Raw genomic sequence first — 25,824 nt, 5'->3', positions numbered from 1 at the left:
TTTAAAGTTATCAATTAAATGGAAAGAAGGTCTTAGCGATGCCAGAAGGTCCAGAAATAAGAAGAGCAGCTGACCAAGTAGAGAAGGCGTTAAAAAAAGGAACTGTGTTGGATGCGTTTTTTGCGTTTGGAGAGCTGAAAGGGTATGAATCTATTCTAGAGGGAGCAAGTGTGGTCAAAGTTGAAACGAAAGGGAAGGCTATGCTAATCCGTTTCAACAATGGATATACAATCTATTCTCATAATCAGCTTTATGGTAAGTGGTATGTTCGAAATGCGTATAATTACCCGAAAACCAACCGACAACTTCGTCTTGCTCTACATAATGAGAAAAAGTCTGCGCTTCTTTATAGTGCCTCTGATATTGAAGTGTTAAGAGATGAAGAAGTTCCACTTCATCCTTTTATAGCTAAGGTAGGTCCTGATTTACTAAGTGAAGAAGTGACAGAGGAACAATTGAAGGAACGATTTCAATCAAAAGCATTCTCTAAGAAGAAATGGACTTCACTTTTACTTGATCAGTCTTTCATTGGTGGAATTGGCAATTATTTGCGAAGCGAGATTCTTTTTTTAGCTGGTATTCATCCAGATTATCGCCCCATTGATTGCTCAGAGGAACAACTAGAGAGGGCGGCAGAGGCAACGATAACACTAGTGAAGCAATCTTATAAACATAATGGCATTACAAATAATTTAGATCTTGCAATGAAATTAAAGGATAAGGGACAATCACGCCGTGAGTACAGGCATTGGGTCTTTAACCGCGAAGCACAGCCTTGTCGAATTGATGGAACTGAGATTCAAAAGATTAAAGCAGGGTCGAGGAGACTCTATTATTGTCCAACATGTCAGGCTAAATTAAAATAAAACATTGCAATCGCATTTTAGAGTATGGTAGTTTATATGTAACCGGTTACACAAAAGGGAGGAGGGAAGCTAATGGCTACAATACGAGAGGTAGCAAAGGAAGCGGGAGTATCAGTTGCTACTGTATCACGTGTTTTGAACGATAACGGGTACGTTGGAGTTGAAACGAGAAAACGCGTAACGGAAACAATTGAGCGCTTGAATTACAGTCCCAATGAAGTAGCTCGTTCCCTCTATAAGCGAGAGTCCAGACTGATTGGCTTATTGCTCCCTGATATTACAAATCCATTCTTCCCTCAGCTTGCACGTGGGGTAGAGGATGAAGTTAATCAGGCAGGTTTCCGATTATTGCTCGGTAATAGTGATGAGGAAGCTAGCAAAGAGCTTGATTATATTCAAACATTTGTACAGAATCACGTGGTTGGTATGATCTCCGCAACGAACAATACGGATCGTGAGAACTACGAAAATATCGATTTACCGGTGGTTTTCTTGGATCGCACATCCAAGCACCATCCTTCTGTGTTTGCAGACGGAAGGGAAGGTGGACGAATGGCTGCCAAGGCACTAATTGACAGAGGCTCAACGAAAATTACTCTTATTAAGGGCCCTGCACATGTTCAGCCTGCTCAAGACCGTTTTCAAGGAGCACTTGCAGAACTCAGCAAAGCAGCGGTTGACTTCTCAGTACTCGGAACGACTTCGTATGCCTTTGAAGATGCTAAAACATGGGCTGAGGAGCTTTTCGCAAAACATCCGGAAACGGATGGTGTTATTGCAAGTAATGATATCGTTGGCATTGCTATTCTACATGAAGCCCTTCGACTCGGTAAAAGCATTCCAGACGAGCTTCAGATTATTGGTTTCGATGATATTCCGCTTAGTAGCTTATCCTATCCATCGTTGTCTACAATTAGACAACCTGCTTATGAGATGGGTAAAGAAGCCGCGAAGCTTCTAATACGAATGATTAAAAAGGAACAAGGAATTGATGAAGCGATTCAACTCCCTGTTTCATTAATTGAACGAAATACGACAAGAAAGGTTGATTAAAATGCGTAAAGCAAAGGTAGCAGTCATCGGTAGTTCATCGATGGATCTTGTGGTTACTTCCGAGAAGCGTCCTGGTGCAGGTGAGACCGTACTTGGTGAATCATTTAAAACCGTACCAGGAGGTAAAGGAGCAAATCAAGCCGTTGCTGCAGCACGCCTTGGAGCAGAGGTTTATATGATTGGTTGTGTAGGTGATGATGCTCATGGGAAAGCAATTCTAGCTAATTTTGCTGAGAATAATGTAAATACCGATTATGTGGAACCGGTTACAGGTGAGACCGGTACCGCTCATATCATTCTAGCAGAAGGTGACAACAGTATTGTGGTTGTCAAAGGAGCAAATGATCACGTAACACCCACTTATATTGATAAAGCTTTAGAGCTAATTAAAGAGTGTGAGCTTGTTATGATTCAACAGGAAATTCCAGAAGAAACGGTTGAGTATGTTGCAGAGCTTTGCAAAAAGGTAAATGTACCACTTTTACTAAATCCTGCCCCAGCTCGCGAAATTTCAACAAAGGTTATTGAGAATGCTACGTACATTACACCAAATGAGAATGAAGCAACAATTCTTTTTAATAATCAACCGATCAATGATGCATTAAAGGCATTCCCTGAGAAAGTATTGATTACAGAAGGCGCAGCAGGAGTTCGTTATTTTGATGGTGTGAAAGAAGTACTTGTTCCTTCTTTTAAAGTTGAAGCTGTTGATACAACAGGAGCTGGAGACACATTTAATGCAGCATTTGGTACAGCCATTGCTGAAGGAAAAGGAATTGTTGAAAGCATAACATTTGGAAATCGTGCTGCTTCACTATCTGTTACCGGTTTTGGAGCACAAGGTGGTATGCCAACTCGTGATGAGGTAGAAAGGATGATTTCGGAATGAAAAAAAGAGGTATGCTCAATAGTCATATAGCAAAAGTACTTGCAGATCTCGGTCATACAGATCAAATTGTGATCGCTGATGCCGGACTTCCAGTGCCAACAGGTGTACCAAGAATTGATCTTTCGTTAAAACCCGGCACGCCATCCTTCATCGAAGTGGTAAGTGAACTGCTCGATGAAATGGTCGTTGAACAAGTCACGCTTGCTGAAGAAGTTGAAACGAATGTAGAGGTAAATAAGGAACTTAAGCATTGTCTGAGTAACATTCCAACAAGCTATCTTACACATGAAGCATTTAAGGAACAAACAAAAGAAGCCAAAGTTATCATTCGAACAGGTGAGATGACCCCATTTGCCAACTGCATTCTTCACGCAGGTGTAATCTTTTAAAAGAGGTGAACGACATGCAAATCAGCATGCACGATATTCATAAAGCGTTTGGAAGTAATAAAGTGCTTGAAGGAGTTAACATTGAAATTAAAGATGGAGAGGTTCACGCTCTTATGGGTGAGAATGGGGCAGGGAAATCCACTTTAATGAATATTCTCACCGGTCTACACAAAAAAGACAGCGGAACAATCATGATTAATGGCAAGGAGATCGTTTTTGATAACCCAAAGCAGGCAGAAGAAAATGGAGTGGCATTTATTCACCAGGAACTGAACATCTGGCCAGATTTAACCGTTCTAGAGAACTTATTTATTAATAAGGAACCGGTTACACGTTTTGGTTTACTTCATACGAGAAAAATGAAAGCGGTTGCGGATGAGCAATTTAAGAAGCTTGCCATTGCTATTCCTCTACAGCAAGAAGCAGGGAAATGTTCTGTTGGTCAACAACAAATGATTGAAATCGCGAAAGCATTAATGACAGATGCCAAAGTAATTATTATGGATGAGCCAACTGCAGCGCTAACTGAGAGAGAAATTCAAACGCTCTTTAACGTCATTCAATCACTGAAAGATCAAGGCGTTTCAATAGTTTATATTTCGCACAGAATGGAAGAGATTTTCACAATTTGTGACAGCATTACCGTCATGCGAGATGGTAAAACCGTTGATACAAAACCAATTCCAGAAACGAGCTTTGATGAAGTCGTTCGTAAAATGGTCGGACGTGAATTAACAGACCGTTTTCCAAAACGATCACCAAACCCTGGTAACACAATGCTTGAAGTTCAAGGACTCTCACGGAAAGGCGCTTTCTCTGATGTTAGCTTTTCAGTGAGGTCAGGAGAAATTGTTGGTGTGTCAGGATTAATGGGAGCTGGACGTACGGAAATCATGCGTACCATTTTTGGACTTGATGGTAAATACGGTGGAGAAATTCACATTAATGGAAAACCAGTTACAATTAAGAATCCACATCAGGCTGTGTCATTGGGGCTCGGTTTCATTACGGAAGACCGTAAAGAAGAGGGGCTTGTACTAGATTTCTCCTTAAAAGATAACATTGCACTACCGAGCTTATATAGTTTTGCTCCTAAAGGACTAATCAATGAGAAAAGCGAGCAAGACTTCGTAGAATTATTAATTAAGAGACTGACAATTAAAACAGAATCTGCTAGAACGAGCGCCAAAAACCTATCAGGAGGAAACCAGCAAAAGGTAGTCATTGCGAAATGGATAGGGATTGGTCCTAAAGTATTGATTCTAGATGAACCAACTCGCGGAGTTGATGTAGGTGCAAAACGTGAAATCTATCAGCTAATGAATGAGCTTACAGATCGCGGTGTCGCTATCATAATGGTGTCATCAGAGCTCCCTGAAGTTCTTGGAATGAGCGATCGTATCCTTGTTTTCCGTGAAGGCAAAATGACGGGTGAAGTATCGAAAGAAGAAGCAACGCAAGAGAAAATTATGACACTGGCAACAGGAGGTCACGAAGATGAGTAAAATGAAAACGAATCACATCGGTGATGTTATGCAAAAGCTTGGACCACTTCTAGGATTGATGGTTCTCGTCATCACCGTTTCTATCTTAAATCCTAGTTTCTTAGAACCATTGAACTTGCTTAACCTTCTTAGACAGGTGGCAATTAATGCGTTAATTGCATACGGTATGACGTTTGTCATTCTAACTGGGGGGATCGATCTTTCAGTTGGATCAATTCTTGCCTTATCCAGCGCGCTAATGGCCGGCATGATGGTATCTGGTATTGACCCAATTCTAGCAATACTAATTGGTTCCCTTCTTGGTGCGCTAATGGGAATGGTTAACGGATTGTTGATTACAAAAGGGAAAATGGCACCGTTCATTGCAACTCTCGCTACAATGACGATGTTTCGTGGACTAACTCTTGTATACACTGATGGAAATCCGATCACGGGTCTTGGTGACAGCTACGCATTCCAGCTTTTCGGTCGAGGTTATTTCCTAGGGATTCCAGTTCCAGCCATTACAATGCTTTTATCGTTTGGTGTTCTATGGGTGATCTTGCACAAAACTCCATTCGGTAGAAAAACATACGCGATCGGTGGCAATGAGAAAGCAGCACTTATTTCAGGTATTAAAGTCTCGCGTATTAAAGTAATGATTTATTCACTAGCAGGGTTATTATCAGCGCTCGCAGGTGCGATCCTTACGTCACGCTTAAACTCAGCACAGCCAACAGCCGGTACGTCTTATGAGCTTGATGCTATCGCAGCAGTTGTGCTCGGTGGAACGAGTCTTTCAGGTGGACGTGGGTTAATTATTGGTACGTTAATTGGTGCACTCATTATTGGTACATTAAATAACGGTCTTAATTTACTCGGCGTATCTTCTTTCTTCCAGATGGTGGTTAAAGGTGTCGTTATCATCATTGCCGTACTGATTGATCGTAAAAAAGCAGCTTAGGAGGATTACTATGAAAAAAATATTGCCATTATTGCTCAGTTTGTCACTTCTAATGCTAGGGGCTTGTTCGCTTCAGCCTCCTGAGTGGGCAAAGCCGAGTCAAAATACAGACCTAGAAGATATTAAAATTGGCTTATCTGTTTCTACATTAAATAACCCTTTCTTCGTATCAATGAAGGATGGAGTAGAAGCTGAAGCGAAAGCAAATGGAATGGATGTCGTTGTTGTAGATGCACAAAATGATGCAGCAAAGCAAATTAACGACGTAGAAGATCTCATTCAGCAGGGTGTTGATGTATTACTGATTAACCCGACTGATTCTGCAGCGATTTCTACTGCTGTTCAATCTGCCAATAGCTTAGGTATTCCCGTTGTAACTTTAGACCGTTCAGCTGAAAAAGGAGAAGTAGCAACGCTTGTTTCCTCTGATAATGAAAAAGGTGGAGAAATGGCTGCCAAGTATCTTGTCGATCAGCTTGGAGAAGGTGCAAAGATAGCTGAACTTGAAGGTGTACCAGGTGCTTCCGCAACTCGTGAACGTGGGAAAGGGTTTCATAATATAGCTGATGAAAAGCTTGATGTTGTGGCAAAACAAACAGCCAACTTTGATCGGACAGAAGGTCTGAATACGATGGAGAACTTACTTCAGGGTAATCCTGATATCGAGGCGGTTTTCGCTCACAATGACGAGATGGCGCTTGGTGCAATACAAGCCATTCAAAGCTCAGGAAAAGATGTCCTCGTAGTAGGGTTTGACGGTAACGAAGATGCAATCAATAGCATCAATGATGGAAAACTTTCAGCAACTGTTGCTCAACAGCCTGACGAAATTGGATCACTTGCTGTTCAAGCTGGTGTTGATGTTCTAAAAGGAAATGAAGTAAAAGAAACGATTCCTGTTCCATTGAAGCTAGTGACGGAAGAAACAGAATAACGAATAGCGCCCTCGACAATCGGGGGCGTTTTGTCGTTTAAAAGGAAATTGATGAGAAAGGTCGAACCTTCTAGTTAAATACAACAATTAGGATGGTGCTGAGATGGAAGCTTGGATTGATAACTTATTCTCAGAGGCAATTCTTGAAGATGTCATTAAACGGTTTGGTATCCATGCGGATGAGAAAAAGAAGCTCGGTGATTTTGAAAACTATGTTTATGAAGTAAAACAGGGGAATCAAACTTGGATTCTACGACTAACGCATAGCTCACATCGTTCGATTGAGGAGATTCAGGCTGAACTGGACTGGATTAATGAGTTGCACAGGCAGGGTGTGAATGTCTCATGCTCAAGTTTCGGACAAAGGGTCGAGACGATTCCATTAGAACAGGGTTCATTTTATGCATGCCTCTTTGATAAGGCTCCAGGCTACATAGTGAAAACCGATGACTTAGCGTTTGGTCCTGAATTGTTCGAAGCATGGGGCAGAGAAGTTGGTAAGATGCACAGCATTTCAATGAACTATCAACCTGCCAAAGGAAAGCGTGGTAGATGGGATCAGGGAGATTTACTACGGTTTGAGCACTATCTGACAAGCAGTGATGACGAGAGTATCATTACATCGGGGGAGAGACTAGTTGAAGAAATTAAGTCTTTTCATGAAACGGGTAAAACGTTTGGCCTGATTCACTCTGACGTTCATCAGGGTAACTTTTTTTATGATGGTAGAGAAATTCATCTCTTTGATTTTGATGATAGTATCTACCACTATTATAGTAGTGATCTGGCAATTCCGGTCTATTATGCTGTTTGGGGTAAGTGTGGGAATGAATCACTTCAGGTTAGATCTGCTTTTGCCACAAATTTTCTATATTCATTTTTAAAAGGTTATCGAAAAGAGGCGACGATCTCGAACGAGTGGCTAAGGACAATACCCTTTTTTCTAAGGTTAAGAGATTTTGAATTATATACCGTTTTCCATAAGAAATTTAACGTGGCATTCATGAAAGAGAAAGACGAAAAGGCTTTACAGGGTATTCGTAACCGCTTGATAAATAAGGAACTAATGGCTGACATTTCTTTCGACAGTGTAATGATGAAGTTGGAAAACGCATAACGATGTTTTCCAATTGGGTAGAAGTGGTAATGTACTTTCGGAAGCTTCGAATAGAGAAAGGATGAATCATGTTGGGAAAAGTGAAAATAGGGAAATCAGGTTTGCAAGCTAATCCGATTGGTCTTGGAACGAATGCAGTGGGTGGACATAATATCTATCCGAATTTAAATGAAGAGACAGGGAAAGATTTGGTTCGCGCAGCACTTGATAATGGGATTAATTTACTCGATACCGCTTATATTTATGGACCTGAGCGATCTGAAGAGCTAGTTGGTCAAGTTATTAAGGAAAGAGGAAGTCGCGACGACATTGTGCTAGCAACGAAAGGAGCACACGAATTTAAAGGAGAGAAAGTCGTTTATAATAATTCTCCTTCATTTCTGAAGCAGTCTGTTGAGAACAGTTTGCAGCGTCTTCAAACAGATTATATTGATCTATTCTATATTCATTTTCCTGACGAAGATACTCCGAAAGTAGAAGCAGTTGGGGCACTCAAGGACCTAAAGGATGAAGGAAAAATCAAATCGATTGGCGTGTCTAATTTTGACTTGGATCAGTTAAAAGAAGCGAACCAAGATGGTTATGTTGATGTGCTACAAAGTCATTATAATCTCTTTAAACGCGAAGCTGAACAAGACCTCCTCCCATATACAGCAGAGCAGGGCATCTCGTTCATTCCTTACTTTCCACTTGCATCAGGACTTCTTGCTGGTAAGTATGATGAGAATACAACATTTGATGATTTTCGTTCAGAGAATCCTCTATTCCAGGGTGAAACATTTAAAGCGAATTTGAAGAAAGTTGACCAGGTTCGTCAGATTGCAAATGCAAAAGGCGTAGATGTTGCGCATGTGGTCCTTGCATGGTATTTAACGAGAGATAGCATTGATGTACTAATACCAGGGGCGAAGCGTCAGGAGCAAGTCGTGGATAACTTAAAAACGCTTGATGTGAGACTTACTGGAGAAGAAATCCAACGCATCGACAGCATTTTTAGGTAAATTGGTTAGTAAACCAGGGGAGTGCTCCCCTGGTTTTTAATATTTATCCGTTTTATCCGTGAAAACCTAATTTCTCTTACGATCGAAGGAGGTATCGAAATGAAGAAAAAGAAATACGTGGTATTTACGATAAGCTTAATCATCATCGTTAGTGCGATTCTTCTAATCTTTCTTTTCGAAGAAGATCGATCAGCACGTCCTGGTATGATTATGTCACTTGGGGCATTAATCGTGGTGATTCAGCGGATTGCATGGTTATTTCTAACTAAAAAAGGGAAGAAGAAAAAGAGGAAGTAAGATTAGTGTAAAGGTGAGATCACTGGGACTACTCATAAGAGGAGATAGCATCCTCGTGGAAGCTTACCATGGTCCTCATTCATTGTGAATGGGCGATTATTATCGACCACTTGGTGGACCGATTAAGGTCGGTGAAAGATCGCATGAAACCGTTGTGCGAGAATTTAAAGAAGTACTCGGATTTGATATTACTAACTATTGATACATACATAACGTGTATAGAAAATATTTATACGGTTGATCATGAGCAAACTCATGAGATTGTGCAATTATATGCTGTGAGAAATAAACAAAATTGTAAAAAACGCAAATTCTTTCTTGTCATCTAATTGAAATATCAAATTCATGCGTTATCCTTTAAAAAATAAGGAAAGACTACTATAATAACTATTGGATGGGGAACAAAAAGTTCCTGTCTTAATATAAAGGGTGAACATCATTGGAGCCTAAATCAACAGAAGCAGAAATTGCGAGTTATGTTGGTAAACTGCTACGAGATAATTTTGGAAAAGGTCCTTCGTCGGTTTACGTGTCGATTCAGGAGCCTTATATTACAATATACTTCCGCGATTTTCTTGCGCCAATGGAGCGGGTACTCGTGGATCAAAAAGAAGATATGAGGGTAGAAGAGACCCGAGATCTCCTTATGCAAGGATTGTTGCCTGAAATAAAAGCATCACTTCGTGTAATGGGAAATCTAGAAATAGAGTCGTTCTATCATGATTGGTCATTACAAAATCGTTCAGGTATGATTCTGGGCGTCATGAAAAATGTACAAACTACAGAAGAGAATGGACTCAGTGAGTACCATGGTAAAGAAAGAGTACATGAAGAAATCATTCGGGTAAGCAAGCTAGCAGAGAAAGCACCTGAAAGCGTGGATTCTTGTTTGTTAAATGAACGAACCCTCGTTGTGCTTCGTGACGGTATCCTTGTCCGAATTGAAAAAGAGCTTATTCGCGGTGGCTTTGAAGAAGAGCTTAAACTAACGAAAAGACGTCTTGAAAAAGGATTGCTTCACGATAACCATTTCGAATCAATTCTATCTACCAAAGTTCAAGATATCTTTGTAGATTGGGATTTCAATTTGGATAAAAGCTATATTACCATTATCATAAAACCACATTAATATAAGGTGGAAATACACTGGGCAATAGAACCAGTTATAAGCCGAAAAAGACCTACGTGAGGTCTTTTTCGGCTTTTTTTATTCCCATTTACTTCTTGCTTAAAAAGAGAGAAAAACACGATAAGGAGGAAGAACATGAAATATTTAATTGATCATTCAAAACGCGTTATTCATCGCACAACATTTGCTGGCGATCACTGCGAGTTTCATACAACCCCTATTAATGAAAGGGAAGGCACGCATGATAACCTTTACCTTAAAAAATTAGTAGATAAGCAATGTTATGAAGTATGCATTCATTGCAAAGGTAGCATAAAGTAACAGTTCGATTTATATGAAGGAATTATGATTGTTTTGGAGGATTCATAAAGGATATCTATCACATGGTTGCGAAATTAAGAAAGGAAAGTGCAGGAAGGGGTCCGATTTGTGGCTAGAATTCGAGCAGGTGTGGTTATCATAGAAGATAGAAATGTGGCTTTCATTAAACGAGTGAAGAACAATGAAACGTATTATGTTCTGCCTGGTGGCGGAGTTGAGTATGGAGAAACATTTCAACAAACAGCTGCAAGGGAAGCTTTCGAAGAACTAGGAGTAACTGTCCAAGTAGGTCCTCTCTTTGCAACAATCGTAGATGGTGGTGAACAGTATTATTTCACTGCTAACATGCTATGTGGCGAGTTTGGTAGCGGCGCTGGGGAAGAATTTGCACGCAGCACCTCTGGAACATATCAAGCTGTCTGGGTTCCAATATCTGCTATAGATCAAGTAAACATTTATCCTACTTCAATTGCTTCTCTTCTTATTGAAATGGATAGCTCGGAGATGGAAGCATGAATAGTGGGATAAGCTGGGTTGGTAGTGAGCGGTCATATATTGATGAATTAAACTATTGTCAGGTTGGCAGAGTTGGGGTAGGAAGATTTGGTGGAAATTCATCAAGTGGTCAGGATAAAAATGAAGATGGCTGTTTAGTTTGGACAGGTTATGATTGGGAACTTAGTATGGTGCTTGACGCTCACAAAACAGCAGAGAGTGCTGATCTTGTCATAAAGGAGTTCAAGCAGCACCGCTTTATTCTTGAACGTATCATTGAAGAACCGGTTGGTGATGCGATTAGAGCATTGCAAGAAACCATTTTATCTATTTTTCAACATGAAGATTTTAGACAAAGGTGTCAAGAAGTAACTGGGGAGACAGCATGTTTAATCGTAGTACGCAAAGCGAAATATGTTTGGTGGTTCTCTGTAGGTGATTGTGTTCTTTATTTGATTCATTCTGAGCTTGAAGCATTAGGTGAATACAAACAGAATCATCGTAGTTTCTATGAGTGGATTGGCGAGGTGAACACGTTTGATGCAGTTGTTCCTTGCTATAGCACTGGAACGAAAGAACTTCGAAAAGGTACGACGATTCTATTGCTAACGACAGATGGTCTTATTGAATGTCCTAATACGCATTTTCATTCATCAGTTGAAGTTGCTAAGCGTATGAAGGGGAATTCTGTTAGTGATGGAGTCAGGCAGTTGTTATGGGAAATCAAAGAGAATGGTGTTAGAGACAGTACAACGATACTGTCTTGGGAAATCGATATAGAAGAAAATGCAACAATGCCAAGTGATCGTTAACTTATTCTTATCAATGATAGAACGAAGACACCGAGTTGAGGTGTCTTCGTTTTTGGTTAACTAATCCACTGAATGAGGTATCCACCTAAAATACCAATTCCAACAATCATCCATGCCGGTAATTTCCAGATGGAGAGAAGTGCAAAAAGAATGGCAGCTAAAGCGAAATCCTCCGGAGCGAGAATGGAGCTTTTAATAACAGGATCATAGAAGGCTGCTAACAGGATTCCAACGACACTGGCGTTTACACCGATTAGTATTTTTTGAAAAGTTGCTCGTTCTCGTAGCTCATTTAGAAAAGGAAGTGCTGCGGTTATTAATAAGAAAGAAGGTAGAAAAATGGCGATGGTAACGACAATTGCTCCGATTACGCCTTCTAGCATCGTACCGATATAGCTAGCAAACGTAAACAGTGGACCCGGGACAGCTTGAGCCATACCATACCCCGCAAGAAATTGATCAGCTGTTAGCATTCCCTGAGGAACGATTTCACGTTCAATCATAGGGAGGACAACATGGCCACCACCGAATACGAGCGCACCAACTCGGAAGAACGTATCAAACAAATTGAGCAGTTCATGATCGGTGAAACGATTAATAACTGGAAATACTATGAGAAGTGATCCTAACGTTAGGAGCGAAAAAACACCAGTCTTCTTTGAAATCGATACGGGAAATGGTTTAACATTCGTTTCCGTTTTATTGCTAAATAGTCTTAATCCGAGTAGTCCAGCTCCAAAAATAACGAGCAGCTGCATCCAGGCAGAAGGATAAAGTAACATAATGAATGCAGCAGATAGTGCAATCGCTATTCTCGTTCTGTCAGGCGTTAGTTTCTTCCCTAGTCCAATAATCGCATGAAGAACGACTGCCGCTGCCACGATTTTCAAACTATGTATGAATGTTCCTTCTCCGAGAGAGAAGGTTTGATACAGCAATGCGAAGATCAAAAGAATCAGAATTGACGGCATCGTAAATCCGAACCAGGATATAATTCCTCCAAGCATACCTCCCCTCATCATTCCGATGGCAATACCCACTTGGCTACTTGCTGGGCCAGGTAAGAACTGGCACAAAGCAATAATATCGGCATACATTTTCTCATCAAGCCATTTTCTACGATCGATGTATTCTTCTTTAAAATAAGCAAGGTGTGCAACAGGTCCACCAAAGGATGTTAGACCGAGTCTTGAGGATACTAGGAAAATTTCGATTAACGTTTTCATTGAGTATTTACTAGACATTGGTTCCTCCCTTTAATTTTATATTTCTTTAAAAAGTTCATATGCCTTTGTTTTGGCTTCATCTAATACATGACTCCCTTTATCTGTTGTTTGATAGTACTTTCGTATTTTTCCGTTCACATTTGCTTCCTCTTTCTTAAGTAATCCATCCTTTTCCATCGTGTGTAGAATAGGATAAAGGGTACCAGCACTGATTTCATACCCATGCTCCATGAGTTCCTCAAGCATCCAAGACCCGTAAATGGCTTCTTCCTTCGCATGATGAAGAATATGGATTTGAATAAAACCTAGAAAAAGCTTGCGGAGTACTTTATTATCCAAATAACCATCCTCCTAATATCGTATATCGATATCGAATTTCGATATAATTGTAATTTGTTTATAATTGCTGGTCAAGGATTGATAGGAAATTAACCAATCATTTAAATACATAGCGCATAGAGGTATATTCTTTCAATAGGACATGATATATAGTAAGATATTTTCTGATGTATTGAGCATTAATAATGGTAAATCATAATATGCCCATCACTTCTAAGGATTTAATCTATGATATGAAAAAGGGGGGCGCTTAAAGGTGGAAAATAAAAAGACATACGAATTTCTGGCAGAGGATCCGGAGTTTAATGTAAAGCCCGTAATGATTTCTCTCATTATAGGAGCTTTCTTTGCCATACTTAATGAGACGTTATTGAATATAGCGTTAACGACGTTAATGGAGAGATTCAGTGTTACCCCTGCTACTGTGCAGTGGATGGCAACTGGATTCATGTTAGTGATGGGAATCTTAACGCCGATCTCAGCCCTATTGCTTCAATCTTATACGACTCGACAAATGTTTCTAGGTACGATGACGATCTTTACGTTTGGAACGGTTATTTGTGCTATCGCCCCGACTTTCAGTATTCTATTAGGTGGTAGACTGCTTCAAGCGGTTGGAACAGGTTTGCTGATTCCGATTATATTTAACACATTTCTACTTGTATTCCCACCAGAACGACGTGGAACAGTAATGGGGACGATAGGACTTGTCATAATGTTTGCGCCTGCTATTGGCCCAACCCTTTCTGGCTTAATTGTGGAACATCTAGGATGGAGGTACCTCTTTATTACAGTAATTCCATTTGCGCTGTTCTCAATTGGATTCGGCTACAAGTTTCTTAAAAATGTGGGGGAGGTTACGAAACCAAAAGTAGATATTCCTTCCATTGTACTTTCTACACTCGGTTTTGGAGGAGTTGTACTTGGATTTAGCTTTGCAGGCGAGGGCGATGTCGGCTATCTCACTCCAAAAGTATTTTTACCACTGGTCATTGGGGTAGTTGCACTTATCTTTTTCGTGCTTAGACAGTTGAAATTAAAAGAACCATTACTTGATGTTCGAGTTTTCCAATACCCGATGTTCACGGTGGCTGCTGTCTTATTTATTATTATCATCATGGCGATGTTCTCATCTGAGATTATTTTGCCTATGTATATGCAGGGACCACTTGGTTTAACTGCCGCAACAGCTGGGTTAATTCTACTGCCTGGAAGTCTATTGAACGGGCTAATGTCACCAGTGATGGGGAAGTTGTTCGATAAATTCGGTCCTCGTAAATTAATTATTCCCGCATCAGTTGTACTTGCGGGAGTAATGTTCACGTTCAGTACAATTGGATTAACTACACCGATTTGGCTCATCATCGTCAGTTACGTTCTATTAATGCTGTCGATATCAGCAATCATGATGCCTGCCCAGACGAATGGGTTAAATGGTCTGCCGAAGCACTTGTATCCACATGGTACGGCCATTATGAACACGCTGCAGCCCGTTTCTGGTGCAATAGGCGTCTCGGTTTTCATCAGTATCATGACAAATCGACAACAAGCTTATTTAGATCAAGCTAGTGACCCTAGAAACGCAGAAACAATCAGTCAGTCTCTCGTTTCTGGGGTCGATCTTGTCTATCTTGTTGCTTTTGGTTTCGCCATAGTTGGGTTGTTTGTCTCTCTGTTTATACGTAAAGCTGTTCCTGAAGACAGGAATGATCAGAACGAAGCGCAATCAGCCGTAAATGAATGAGGGAAAAGCGTCTCTATTGAGGCGCTTTTTTGGTTTGTCACGACCTTGTAACGAATATCCTACTTTCCTACTCTATATATTGGAACGTAAACGTAATATGCTTGTTAAAAGAAAGGATAACATTAACAAATTTCTTGGATAATTGGTTGTGTTTGCCGAATGCCTTCATATAATGACAACGTTTTGTGAGGTTGTATGTCCTATATTTTACTGTAGCGTTACAATCATTGAAATTACCTTAATTGACGTTAAAATAACGTTTCCAACTCTAGTTACCGTCAATTACGTCCCTCAAGTGAAATTTGACATTAAATTAATTTGGGCGTATTATACTCGAGTATTAGCGTATAAAAAACAATAAATTTACATTCAATTAATAGAACATATATAAAGCGGGAAATTCCCGTAAGGAGGTTTATGACAGTCATGCGTGAACAATTAAAAGGTCAGTTGAATAAGCCGTGGACATTGTTCTTTGGCGTCATTCTATTATTCTGGTTAAAAACCTACGCAGTCTATCAAACTGAATTTGAATTGGGTATTAAGAACGGCATTCAATCGTTTCTACTTATCCTAAATCCAATCAGTTCGTTACTGTTATTCTTTGGTTTTGCTTTATTCTTTAAAGGACGTAAACGAGCATGGGCAATTCTAATTATTGATTTTTTGCTATCATTTGTTCTTTATGCAAATATCGTTTACTATCGTTTCTTTAATGATTTTATTACGTTACCAACAGTTATGCATACAAATGATGCTGGAGAATTAAAAGACAGTGCATTTGCTTTAATGCAGTTCTCAGATGTTTTCTACTTTGTTGATACACTACTTATACTTGGATTGATTCTGTTTAAGGTAGTTAAACCACAGGCATCAGTTAAAAGGAAGAAGATCGCGTTAGTATTTGCTTCAGCAGCTGTCTTTTTTACAGTGAATCTTGGTCTTGCTGAGGCCGATCGTCCGGAACTTCTTACACGTGCATTTGACCGTACGTACCTTGTGAAATATCTTGGACAATTTAACTATCAGATTTTCGATGCGATTACGACAATTAAATCGAATTCACAGAGTGCTTTTGCAAGCAGCGATGATCTTACAGATGTAAGAAACTTCGTAGAGGCAAATCGCACTGAACCAAATCCGGAGTATTTCGGTAAAGCGGAAGGGAAAAATGTGATTTATATTTCACTTGAATCTTTCCAAACTTTCGTTATTGGAAAAGAAGTAAATGGTCAGGAAGTAACGCCATTCTTAAATAGTCTTGTGGAAGATCAAAATACGTTCTATTTTGATAACATATTCGGTCAAGTTGGACAGGGGAAAACGTCTGATGCCGAATTTATGATGGCGAACTCTCTTTACCCGCTACCAAGTGGCTCAGTCGCAATGGAAAAAGCGCGTAATACGTATCAAGCTCAACCTGCAATACTTGAACAAAAAGGATATACGACATCATCTTTCCACGGTAATGGTAAAACATTCTGGAACCGTGATGAGATGTATAAATCATTTGGTATTCAGAAATTCTTTGATTCAAGCTATTATGATATGAATGAGGAAAATGTTCATAATTATGGTCTAAAAGATAAACCATTCTTTGAGGAATCCATGCCATATCTTGAAAGTCTTGAAGAACCGTTTCATGCTAAGATGCTAACATTATCGAACCACTTCCCGTTTACGATGGATGAGGGGGATGTCGACTTCCCTACTCCTGAAACAGAAGATTCAGTGGTAAATGGTTACTTCCAAACTGCGAAGTATATGGATGAATCAATTGAACAATTCTTTAATGATCTTAAGGAATCTGGACTGTACGAAGACACTGTGATCGTCATGTATGGTGATCATTACGGTATCTCAAACAATCACAACAAAGCGATGGAAAAAGTGATGGGGAAAGAAATGAACCCTTACGAAAACGCACAAATGCAGCGAGTACCAGTGTTCATTACTGCGCCTGGTGTTGAAGGAAAGCAAGTCCATAAATTTGGTGGACAGATGGATATTCGAGATACAGTTCTTCACCTTCTAGGTGTTGAAACAGATGAATTCATCTCATTTGGTTCAGATCTTCTTTCTGAAGATCATCGTGAGATTGTTCCATTCCGTAATGGAGATTTCGTTACACCTGAAGTAACATCAGTTAACGAAAAGTGTTATGCCAACCCGACTGGAGAAAAAGTTGATTCAGAAGCATGTGAAAAACCAGGAAATTTCGTAAAGGAATCACTAGATCTTTCTGATAAGATTGTCTACGGTGATCTGCTTCGTTTCTATGAACCAGAAGGTTTTACACCTGTTAATCGAGATGACTACAACTATAATGTCAATCAAATTGACCCAGAGCAAGAAGTACCTGAACAACAAAAAGAACAAAAGTGATGAAAAAGCACTCTACCATAATGGTAGGGTGCTTTTTTGATGGTTGGAAAAGTCCTACGAAAGTTGTAGACCAAAATAAGGCAATCGCTTGAGGCATATTAAGAGAATTAAGGGTATAATTTCCATGTGGCATTTATTCCAGAGTGATAATAAATGAAAAGGAGATGATACGCATGAAACGATCGATCTGCATTACCTGTGGCACGCAATATTCTTTAATGAAGAATGATCCAGAATCATGTCCAATCTGTAGCGAAGAGCGTCAATATGTGAATCCAGAGGGGCAAGAATGGACAACCCTTGAGAAGATGCAAGAAGGGGAGGAATTTCAGAATCAATTGATAGAAGAAGAAAAAGGACTATATAGTATAACGACTGCTCCGTCATTTGCGATTGGTCAGACAGCTTACATTGTTCAGCAAGGTGACTTTAACCTTCTATGGGATTGTATTTCATACCTTGATTCAAAAACAATAAACCAGATCATTGGACTTGGTGGAATAGATGCTATTGCTCTTTCCCATCCGCACTATTATTCAACACAAGTTGAGTGGGCTGATGCTTTCAATGTCCCCATCTATATACATGAAGACGATCGACAGTGGGTAATGAGAGAAAGTGAGCATATACGTTTTTGGAGCGGTGAGCAGCTACAGCTTGCATCTGGATTAACAATCTATCGTCTTGGGGGTCATTTCCTAGGTGGTGCAGTCCTTCATAATGAAATGGGAAGCGAAGGAAAAGGACTGCTTCTTACAGGCGATATTATACAGGTTGTTGCCGATCAAGATTGGGTGAGTTTTATGTACAGCTATCCTAATTTAATTCCTCTACCTGCTTTCAAAGTTAAAGAGATGGCAGACAAGTTAAAGCCGCTCACATTTAATAGGATATATAATGCTTTTCATAAAATCGTTGAGAATGGAGCAGATCGTGCGGTACAGAATTCCGCAGATCGATACATTCAAGCACTAGAAGGACAATTGTTCCATACATAAATCAAGCAGCCTCAGAAAGAGGCTGTTTTTTTGATTCTATATACTGTAAGTCTTTTAGAGGTTGGTACTTACTATTAATAGGAGGAATTGGATACAAAGAGTGAGAATAGAGTTACTAGGTAGAAAGAATGAGATTGTAGATAGTAGAACCCAAAGACAAATTTCGCTTGTGTAGAGGATTGCTTAAGAAAGACAGTCATCTTGAAGCAAAAATCCATTGTGGAAGCAAGAAACCTAAGAAGTGCTCTCGTTGATCAAGGTATTGAATGGTTTGCAGGTTTTGGAAATTCAGAGAAGTGGAACGATACTAATGAAGCTGCCTTTTTCAATCAAAAACTCGCTCGTCATTTTCATATCGTATATCACTTCGGCAGTGAAACAATTAATGGAGAAAACAAACTTCCTCTATTCACAAGCACCAAGTTTTTCGCTATAGAATAATCTTTGAGAAGCACCAATTTTTTATAAAGGCTCTTTTCTAAAAGATTGTTGCTTTTGAAAGAAATTTTCTATAAAGAACCACACTTGAAGCTGATTGGAGCAGAAGGATGCTCACCGCCCGCTCCGCGGAAAGCGAGCATCCTAGAGCGGAAATCATCCCTACTTTTATAGCAACAATGTCTACGAAAAGAGCCTTTAAATAGAATCTTTGGTAATCGATTTTAATTGAACTAGTGTTTATATGCGATCATAGGAGGGTTTCTAAATGGAAATTTACAGCTTTAATCGAACATCAGGTAAAGAAATAACTAAATTTGGCTCTCAATTTGTCATGTCACGTATTACGCAGACGGATTCAAGTGTACATATCGGAGCGATGTATTTAGATAAAGAGAATATCATTGGCTATCACCAGGCTGTCACACCTCAGCTATTCTTAATTCTGAGCGGAGAAGGATGGGTGAGAGGGGAAGAAGATGAGCTCGTGAAAGTAAAAGCGGGGGATGCTGTATTTTGGGATAAAGATGAGTGGCATGAAACGACAACTGAGGAAGGACTGACTGCAATCGCAATTGAGGGTGAATTGGATCCAGCTAAATTTATGAGTATAAAAGAGGAAGCAACATCATAAGTTTTGGTTAGAACTGATTTTCAGAAGGGACTCATTAGAATGGATCATACGGTTACAGTTGGGTTTTGGCCGCGTGTAGCTGCCTGTTTAGTCGATGCTGTTCTACTTGGTGTACCATTATCCCTTTTAAACAGTTATGTTATCCAAGGGCAATCTGGAGAAGAAGTGAGTGGATTGATACAGTTTGTGTATTATTTTCTCCTGCCTATTCTCTGGTATGGCTATACGGTTGGAAAGCGGGTATTAGGGATAAGAATAGTACGAATGAATGGTCAGCCGCCTGGATTCCTAACGATGGTTCTTAGAATTGTTGTGGGTACTATTGTATATGTCTTAACGATAGGAATTGGATTTCTAATAAGTATCATAATGGTGGCAACCCGTGCAGATCATCGTGCTCTACATGATTTAATTGCAGGCACATATGTGACAAAAGCGTCGCCAGTCAATGAATAGAAAGCAAAATAAAAGGCTTTTCCCCTAAGGGAAAAGCCTTTTAATATATGCTATTTACGCTTTAGTTACGTTAGTAGCTTGTGGTCCGCGGTTACCTTGCTCAGTGTCAAAAGTAACTGTTTGACCTTCTTCAAGAGTTTTGAAGCCTTCGCCTTGAATAGCTGAGAAATGTACGAATACGTCGTCTCCGCCTTCAACTTCGATGAAGCCAAAACCTTTTTCTGCGTTAAACCATTTTACTGTACCTTTATTCATGTGTGTATCCTCCAAGTGCATTTTGCACAAATATTACTATTACTGCTCTACATAATCATTTGAGATGTAAGTACTTTCTGAAGTAGCCTATTCTTTAATAATCAGTACCGAACAACAATAATTAACCTTAGTATAACACGTCCTCCAAAAAATGCAAACATCATCTGGAAAAAGGTTTTGGAAAGGAAAGGTATAAAGCTTTTTTAAAGGAAGTGATTTCCATCTAAATCTAGGTAAAAGCTTTTATAACAAGGGTAAAGTATATAAAAAAGAGATAGACGACGAAGTTTTTAATGTAAAATAAATTTCTTTCTTCTATAATGAATGAGAGATTCGATATACTATCGGAGGTTAGAGGATGAAAGCACACCCTGTCATAGAAAAAGAAGTTCTAATGATCGGTAAGCAAATTGAGGAAAGTAAATTCGAAATAGCAAAATCAGTTCTTTCGGATGAGTTTGAATATGACAAGGCATTAAAGTTAAGTGAGGAAATAGTACAACTATGTGCTGATGCTATTCTTATTGGAAAGAACGATGCCGAAGATCGTATAACAAAATGGGCACGTGAGACAGGGGAATATGCAGTTAACTATGGATCAGAGCTAGATGTATTGTTGAAGAACACATCACAATTTAGACAGGCTATATGGAATGTGATTGAAGAAGCTTCAATGGAGAACAATTATTCCATCAAAACCGTATTTGAGGTTTCGCGTATTATTGATCCCTTGATTGATCAGGCTGTTTATGCTTTTAGTACGGCCTATGTAGCCTCCTATAGAAGTTCACTTAGTCATGCACAGGAAGTTTTTCTAGAACTTTCTGTTCCTGTTGTTCCTATTCTCGAAGGTGTTGCGGTCTTACCAATCGTCGGAGATATCGATACACATCGCGCAAGTTTGTTAATGGAAACGGCTTTAAGGGAATCTACTCAGAAAAGTCTAACTCATATGTTTATTGACCTTTCTGGAGTGACGATTGTAGATACAATGGTAGCGAACAACATCTTTAGTATTATTTATTCCCTTCAACTTCTTGGTGTTAAAGGGATTCTCTCAGGGATACGACCTGAAGTAGCACAAACGATGATTCATCTAGGGATTGATTTTTCTTCGATCCAAACACACAGTACACTAAAGCAGGCGCTTGCAAAGCATATTTTAAATTAAACGTAAATGCTGTCCATTGTGGCAGCATTTTTGTATTGTGAGTGGAAATGAAGAGTATGTGAAAAAAATGGAATCTTTTTTTGAGTAAAATCGATTGACGATTTGTCCAATCGCTAATAAAATGAACTCGAAAAATCGTAGAAAGTATCCTCTCTTCCAAACGATGAGACAGGACCTCGGCTGACAGTAAAGCGTAATGAAAACGTCAAGTACAGGCGGAAGCCTCAAGTGTACTGATTGGTTAATCCAATCATAAGAGGGAGTTTCACTCTACCAGATTTTCTTTATTCTATAGGAAGGGAGGAGATCGTAATGTTCTATCGAGTTACGATTTACCTTCTAGGTATGTTTATTAACTTTTTCGGTGTAGCATTAATTATTCATGCTACTCTTGGCGCAGGTTTCTGGACGTCTTTTTTTATTGGTATTTCAAATTTAGTAGGTTTAACTGTTGGTTTTTGGTATGGGGTGTTTCAAATCCTAGTCATCTTCATAAACAGCAGTCTTATGAGACAAAAGCCAGAATGGTTAGCGGTATTGCCGATTGTGCTTGAGAGTTTCATTCTTGATTTTTGGTTAGAAATTGTCTTCGCGTCTGTTAATCTAACGGCTGCTCCAATGCTGGCAAAAGTTTTTATTCTTATTGCTGGTATGGTGACAATTGGGCTTGGAGTTGCAATCTATATACTTCCACAGTTTCCGAGAGCTCCTTTTGATCAATTGTTCCTCGTTGTAAGTTCCCGTTTTAATCTTAGCTTGCAAATGGGACAGACAATCGTTGCTGTTATCATGGCAACACTTGCATTGCTCATAGGTGGGCCAGTTGGTATAGGAACGATTGCACTTGTGCTTTTCCTAGGTCCAATTATTCAATTCTGGTATGAAAGAGCGTATCCCATGTATTATGTGTTGTATCCGACACATGCACCACATGAAGAATATTTATAATATAAAACAACCCATATAACAAAGGAACGACTCAGTAAACGAGTCGTTCCTTTGTTATTATTTAATGATTTGTAGCTCTTTCGGATACTTGGTAAGTGTCTCATATCCTGAATTCGTGACAAGTACATCATCTTCAATTCGGACTCCACCAACCTTAGGGAGATAAATACCAGGTTCAATTGTGTAGGTCATACCTTCAACTAAGAGAGAATCGTTGTTTTCACTCATTGAAGGATATTCATGAACATCTATACCGATACCGTGACCAATTCGGTGAGGGAAGTGGTCACCGTAACCTGCTTCAGTAATCACTTGTCTTGCGGTTTTATCAAGATCACCTAGTCTCGTTCCAGGTTTTGATATCTCAAGCGTTTGAAGCTGAGCGTTTAATACAACATCATAAATTTCTTTTTGCTTTTCGTTTACTTTCTGGTAGGCAACGGTTCTTGTTATATCTGAGCAATACCCATCTAACACAACACCAAGATCGAATAGTACAAGGTCACCTCTTTTTAGCTTACGATCGCCTGGGTTACCATGTGGTTGTCCCGCTTTTTCACCAAATAAAACCATGGTTGAAAAGGACATTTCTCGAATGCCTTTTTTCTTTAGTTCGTATTCAATCGTTGCCAGAACTTCCATTTCCGTACACCCTTCGCTAAGTGCTTTCACACCTGTTTCAACTCCAAAATCAGCTAAAGAAGCAGCCTTCCTGAGGATCTCTAATTCCTTATCATCTTTAATCAAGCGAAGCTCGTTAAGTTTTTCTTCAGCGTTAGTAAACGTAACGGAAGGATAACGTGTGGTCACTTCTTCAGTCCGTCCATAAGAGAGAGTTTCTTTCTCAATGGCAACTTTTGTAGCATCCGTTATTCCTCTTTCTTTCAAAGCTGTGTGAATCATATCCCATGGATTATCTGCATCACCGTGACCGATGATTTCATGTTCCCATCCTGCATCTCTTGCCTGACCGACTTCCATTCCAGGGCAAACAAGAAATGGTTCATGATCAGGGAAAATAAATAGACCTAATAAACGTTCATGAGGTTCGCATTCGAAGTTTGAAAGGTAGAATACATTGGAAGATGAATGAACAAATGCAAAGGTTTGTTCAGTTTCATCTAGCCAGTTAGAGAATTTTTCTAATCGTTGATTCATTTTACTCACAACCTATTCTATAAAAATTCTACTTAAATATTATACAGTTTGTGTTTTGTTCGAAGTCGCAAGCGTTACGATAATCAATACAATGACAGCGACCGGTACAGCAAAGAGAACACTATTTAGTTCAAATGGTTTTGCTAGTGGAATTTCCCAAACAAGTGTAGTGACAACACCTGCGATCATAGATGAAACACCACCATAAATGTTCACGCGCTTCCAGAAGAAGACAGCTAGAACAGCTGGTGTTATTCCTGCTCCGTATACGGTATATGCATACATTTGAACAGATAACACGGTCGGGAAGAAACTTATAATAATGTAAGCGAGTACTCCAAGAATGACAATGAACCACTTCGTCATAACTAACAATTGTCTATCTGTCGCATCTTTATTCAGGTATTTACCAAAAATATCGTACGTCACGTTTGTAGCGGCCGATAGTAGGTAGGAGTTTCCCGTTGTAATGATAAATGCAGTTGCTGCTGTTAAAAGAATACCTCCTACAAACGTCGGCATGACAACAGTTGTAGCCATTAATGCCATTCCTGGATCAATGTTTGGAAATAGAGAGCGTGCAGCGAATGCAATCAAACTGATCGTTGGTGAAATAAGTAACATAGCTACAAGCCAACCAATTTGTGCTTTCTTTGATGACTGATCGCCACTCGAAGATGCCAATCGTTGATACATGTTTTGGTCAGCTAACAATAAGAATAGTGATGGCAATAAATATCCAAGGAGTTGAATGTTTGATAATTGACCGCTGAATGTTAAATGATCTTCTGGCACATTCGCCAGGATGTTGTCCCAACCTCCAGCAATAACAAAGATGGTTGGTAAGGTGATGGCTAATCCTAGAACCATAAGGATAGCACTAATTGCGTCAGTAGGAGCGACTGAACGCAGACCACCTATTGTAGCTAGGAAAATAATAAGAGCAGCCCCAATGATTGTCCCTGTTTCAACAGAAATACCGGTTGTAAGATTCAATATGAATCCAAACCCTTTCATTTGATAAGAAACAATTCCGACATAAGCAAGAATGATGATAATGCCGGCTAACATCCTCGCGAATGAACCATACTTTTCTTCTAGAATTGAAGAAACTGTATATTTACCAAATGCTCGAATTCTTGGAGCTATAATATAAAGGACTAGAATACCTACGATTGTTGGTATGGCCATAAGAAAAGCGGGAATAATTCCATAGCTGTAGGCCATAGATGTTTCTCCACCAGATATACTTCCGCTTCCTGTCCAAGTAGCTAGAAGGGTTCCTGTCAGAACGAGGGCACCTAATCCCTTACCAGCCAGAATGAAATCCTCACTATTTGATACCTTTTTTGAGAAATAAATCCCTAAACCAACCATCAGGATGCCATATGCGATGACAAACCATAGAAGGTTCGGATTATGTGTAATTTCCATTACGCCACTTCCTTGTCTGTGTATTTTCTGAGGTGCGCACCGATAAGTATGCTACCACAATAAAAACATTAATTAAAAAAGCTCTAGATTTTGCAATGGAATACTTTAGTAATAAGCCTTATTATGTTCAATGAAATCTGTTACTATTATCACCTTTAGTTGTGATAAATTGGTTATATATAAGTGAATCAATTTTGTTTATGGTAAAAATGTACTAATTTATCGCAAAGGTGGTACTTTGTAAAAGCGCTATTATTTACAATTTTCTAGTAATTTAGGCTTGGGATTTAAAAATCACTGAATGAATGACTAGGATAATGCAACTTTCTTTGCATTATCATAATAAAAAGGGTATCAGAGCGGAAACTTCTGATACCCTTTTTATTATTGAATTTAGAACTCACTTAATCAATTGGATCTTCAGCTTTTCCATAACGTAATACATCGAAGATCGCCATGCCATCGCTTGGCTTTCCGGCGTCATTTCGATAGGGCATAAGAGAGAAGAAAATAAAGTAAATAGAGAAGTAGGTGAATTGATAGAAGAACAGGTCAACAGGCAGAACATCAGCGTAAATTAATGCGTTGATGATTAGAATGACGATAATGTTGAAGAAACTGCCTGCCGCATAAATCGCGACATGTGCCCATGTTTTGTTGTATGTTAGATCTTCGTATTGACACCATCCTTCCATAAAATACTTCTTTTTGACTTCGAGCGGACCGATATTGAAGATAGTTTTTCCTGTACCTATACAAAATTTGATTTTACCGCCAAATAGTCGTGCGGTAAGAACGTGCCCTGCTTCATGTATGAGCGTAATAATTGGTAATATAACAAAAAAGTTCACAAAGAACATTGGAATATCGCTTAACGTAAACATTAG

The 25,824-nt window shown here is 39.4% G+C and carries 28 protein-coding genes; 22 read left to right on the top strand and 6 right to left on the bottom strand.

Going from position 1 to position 25,824, the window contains the following annotated elements; all coding sequences use genetic code 11:
• Positions 1-38 precede the first annotated feature (38 nt).
• From nei to JI666_RS12870, 14 genes are all read left to right on the top strand, one after another.
• Positions 39-866, top strand: a complete 828-nt coding sequence (nei, locus tag JI666_RS12935; protein WP_206892389.1) for an endonuclease VIII — start codon at positions 39-41, stop codon at positions 864-866.
• 72 nt (positions 867-938) lie between these two features.
• Positions 939-1,919 carry a LacI family DNA-binding transcriptional regulator gene (locus tag JI666_RS12930; RefSeq protein ID WP_206892388.1) on the top strand — a complete coding sequence of 327 codons (981 nt, stop codon included), beginning with the start codon at positions 939-941 and terminating at the stop codon, positions 1,917-1,919.
• A gap of 1 nt (position 1,920) precedes the next feature.
• Positions 1,921-2,808: a ribokinase gene (rbsK, locus tag JI666_RS12925; RefSeq protein WP_206892387.1), complete on the top strand. Its 888-nt coding sequence runs from the start codon at positions 1,921-1,923 to the stop codon at positions 2,806-2,808.
• Positions 2,805-3,197 (top strand): D-ribose pyranase, encoded by a 393-nt coding sequence (gene rbsD, locus JI666_RS12920; protein ID WP_206892386.1) that lies wholly within the window; start codon positions 2,805-2,807, stop codon positions 3,195-3,197. Before rbsK ends, rbsD begins: the two co-directional genes overlap by 4 nt.
• 14 nt (positions 3,198-3,211) lie before the next feature.
• On the top strand, positions 3,212-4,702 hold the full coding sequence (locus JI666_RS12915) for a sugar ABC transporter ATP-binding protein (RefSeq protein WP_206892384.1): 1,491 nt from the start codon (positions 3,212-3,214) through the stop codon (positions 4,700-4,702).
• Complete coding sequence (gene rbsC / locus JI666_RS12910; protein WP_206892383.1) at positions 4,695-5,645, top strand: ABC transporter permease subunit; 951 nt, start codon at positions 4,695-4,697, stop codon at positions 5,643-5,645. The genes JI666_RS12915 and rbsC overlap by 8 nt, the downstream gene beginning before the upstream one ends.
• 10 nt (positions 5,646-5,655) lie before the next feature.
• Positions 5,656-6,579 carry a ribose ABC transporter substrate-binding protein RbsB gene (gene rbsB / locus JI666_RS12905; protein WP_206892382.1) on the top strand — a complete coding sequence of 308 codons (924 nt, stop codon included), beginning with the start codon at positions 5,656-5,658 and terminating at the stop codon, positions 6,577-6,579.
• 103 nt (positions 6,580-6,682) lie between these two features.
• Positions 6,683-7,696 carry a phosphotransferase enzyme family protein gene (locus tag JI666_RS12900; RefSeq protein ID WP_206892381.1) on the top strand — a complete coding sequence of 338 codons (1,014 nt, stop codon included), beginning with the start codon at positions 6,683-6,685 and terminating at the stop codon, positions 7,694-7,696.
• 68 nt (positions 7,697-7,764) lie between these two features.
• Positions 7,765-8,697, top strand: coding sequence for an aldo/keto reductase (locus JI666_RS12895; RefSeq protein ID WP_206892380.1), 933 nt, complete (start codon positions 7,765-7,767; stop codon positions 8,695-8,697).
• A gap of 99 nt (positions 8,698-8,796) precedes the next feature.
• Positions 8,797-8,994, top strand: a complete 198-nt coding sequence (locus tag JI666_RS12890; protein ID WP_206892378.1) for a hypothetical protein — start codon at positions 8,797-8,799, stop codon at positions 8,992-8,994.
• A gap of 439 nt (positions 8,995-9,433) precedes the next feature.
• Complete coding sequence (locus JI666_RS12885; RefSeq protein ID WP_206892376.1) at positions 9,434-10,123, top strand: Na-translocating system protein MpsC family protein; 690 nt, start codon at positions 9,434-9,436, stop codon at positions 10,121-10,123.
• A 135-nt stretch (positions 10,124-10,258) separates the two neighbouring features.
• Positions 10,259-10,444, top strand: coding sequence for a hypothetical protein (locus JI666_RS12880; protein ID WP_206892374.1), 186 nt, complete (start codon positions 10,259-10,261; stop codon positions 10,442-10,444).
• A gap of 108 nt (positions 10,445-10,552) precedes the next feature.
• Complete coding sequence (locus JI666_RS12875; protein ID WP_206892373.1) at positions 10,553-10,960, top strand: NUDIX hydrolase; 408 nt, start codon at positions 10,553-10,555, stop codon at positions 10,958-10,960.
• Positions 10,957-11,751 carry a PP2C family serine/threonine-protein phosphatase gene (locus JI666_RS12870; RefSeq protein WP_206892372.1) on the top strand — a complete coding sequence of 265 codons (795 nt, stop codon included), beginning with the start codon at positions 10,957-10,959 and terminating at the stop codon, positions 11,749-11,751. Before JI666_RS12875 ends, JI666_RS12870 begins: the two co-directional genes overlap by 4 nt.
• Before the next feature lie 56 nt (positions 11,752-11,807).
• On the opposite strand, the gene chrA is transcribed toward JI666_RS12870, so the two are convergent.
• Positions 11,808-12,995: a chromate efflux transporter gene (chrA, locus tag JI666_RS12865; protein WP_206892371.1), complete on the bottom strand. Its 1,188-nt coding sequence runs from the start codon at positions 12,993-12,995 to the stop codon at positions 11,808-11,810.
• Positions 12,996-13,013: 18 nt separating this feature from the next.
• Complete coding sequence (locus JI666_RS12860; protein WP_206892370.1) at positions 13,014-13,316, bottom strand: PadR family transcriptional regulator; 303 nt, start codon at positions 13,314-13,316, stop codon at positions 13,014-13,016.
• A gap of 319 nt (positions 13,317-13,635) precedes the next feature.
• Here JI666_RS12860 and JI666_RS12855 point away from each other — a divergent pair, with 319 nt between their 5' ends.
• The 6 genes from JI666_RS12855 to JI666_RS12830 all read left to right on the top strand — a co-directional run bounded on the left by JI666_RS12855 (position 13,636) and on the right by JI666_RS12830 (position 19,971).
• The gene (locus tag JI666_RS12855; protein WP_206892603.1) at positions 13,636-15,060 is read left to right on the top strand and encodes an MDR family MFS transporter; all 1,425 of its coding nucleotides are present in this window, start codon (positions 13,636-13,638) and stop codon (positions 15,058-15,060) included.
• 417 nt (positions 15,061-15,477) lie between these two features.
• Positions 15,478-17,445, top strand: coding sequence for a lipoteichoic acid synthase (gene ltaS, locus JI666_RS12850; protein ID WP_206892369.1), 1,968 nt, complete (start codon positions 15,478-15,480; stop codon positions 17,443-17,445).
• 173 nt (positions 17,446-17,618) lie between these two features.
• Entirely contained in the window at positions 17,619-18,443 is an 825-nt protein-coding gene (locus JI666_RS12845; protein WP_206892368.1) for an MBL fold metallo-hydrolase, read from the top strand.
• A 201-nt stretch (positions 18,444-18,644) separates the two neighbouring features.
• The gene (locus JI666_RS12840; RefSeq protein ID WP_206892364.1) at positions 18,645-18,884 is read left to right on the top strand and encodes a hypothetical protein; all 240 of its coding nucleotides are present in this window, start codon (positions 18,645-18,647) and stop codon (positions 18,882-18,884) included.
• 265 nt (positions 18,885-19,149) lie between these two features.
• Positions 19,150-19,515: a cupin domain-containing protein gene (locus JI666_RS12835; RefSeq protein WP_206892362.1), complete on the top strand. Its 366-nt coding sequence runs from the start codon at positions 19,150-19,152 to the stop codon at positions 19,513-19,515.
• A 39-nt stretch (positions 19,516-19,554) separates the two neighbouring features.
• On the top strand, positions 19,555-19,971 hold the full coding sequence (locus JI666_RS12830) for an RDD family protein (RefSeq protein WP_206892360.1): 417 nt from the start codon (positions 19,555-19,557) through the stop codon (positions 19,969-19,971).
• 54 nt (positions 19,972-20,025) lie between these two features.
• Here JI666_RS12830 and JI666_RS12825 read toward each other — a convergent pair whose 3' ends face one another.
• On the bottom strand, positions 20,026-20,226 hold the full coding sequence (locus JI666_RS12825; RefSeq protein ID WP_048310643.1) for a cold-shock protein: 201 nt from the start codon (positions 20,224-20,226) through the stop codon (positions 20,026-20,028).
• A 358-nt stretch (positions 20,227-20,584) separates the two neighbouring features.
• Here JI666_RS12825 and JI666_RS12820 point away from each other — a divergent pair, with 358 nt between their 5' ends.
• Entirely contained in the window at positions 20,585-21,397 is an 813-nt protein-coding gene (locus JI666_RS12820; RefSeq protein WP_286170796.1) for an STAS domain-containing protein, read from the top strand.
• Positions 21,398-21,709: 312 nt separating this feature from the next.
• Complete coding sequence (locus JI666_RS12815; protein ID WP_206892357.1) at positions 21,710-22,345, top strand: YczE/YyaS/YitT family protein; 636 nt, start codon at positions 21,710-21,712, stop codon at positions 22,343-22,345.
• Between the two features lie 57 nt (positions 22,346-22,402).
• On the opposite strand, the gene JI666_RS12810 is transcribed toward JI666_RS12815, so the two are convergent.
• The 3 genes from JI666_RS12810 to JI666_RS12800 all read right to left on the bottom strand — a co-directional run bounded on the left by JI666_RS12810 (position 22,403) and on the right by JI666_RS12800 (position 25,821).
• Positions 22,403-23,503 (bottom strand): M24 family metallopeptidase, encoded by a 1,101-nt coding sequence (locus JI666_RS12810; protein WP_206892356.1) that lies wholly within the window; start codon positions 23,501-23,503, stop codon positions 22,403-22,405.
• Between the two features lie 39 nt (positions 23,504-23,542).
• Positions 23,543-24,937 carry a sodium:solute symporter family protein gene (locus JI666_RS12805; protein WP_206892355.1) on the bottom strand — a complete coding sequence of 465 codons (1,395 nt, stop codon included), beginning with the start codon at positions 24,935-24,937 and terminating at the stop codon, positions 23,543-23,545.
• 404 nt (positions 24,938-25,341) lie between these two features.
• Complete coding sequence (locus JI666_RS12800) at positions 25,342-25,821, bottom strand: site-2 protease family protein (protein ID WP_206892354.1); 480 nt, start codon at positions 25,819-25,821, stop codon at positions 25,342-25,344.
• Between the last annotated feature and the right edge of the window lie 3 nt (positions 25,822-25,824).

Origin of the sequence: Bacillus sp. NTK071, from assembly GCF_017303315.1 — a bacterium.
GTDB lineage: Bacteria > Bacillota > Bacilli > Bacillales > Guptibacillaceae > Guptibacillus.
The sequence above is the reverse complement of the archived record's forward strand: the minus strand, read 5'-3'. Positions and strand labels throughout refer to the sequence as shown.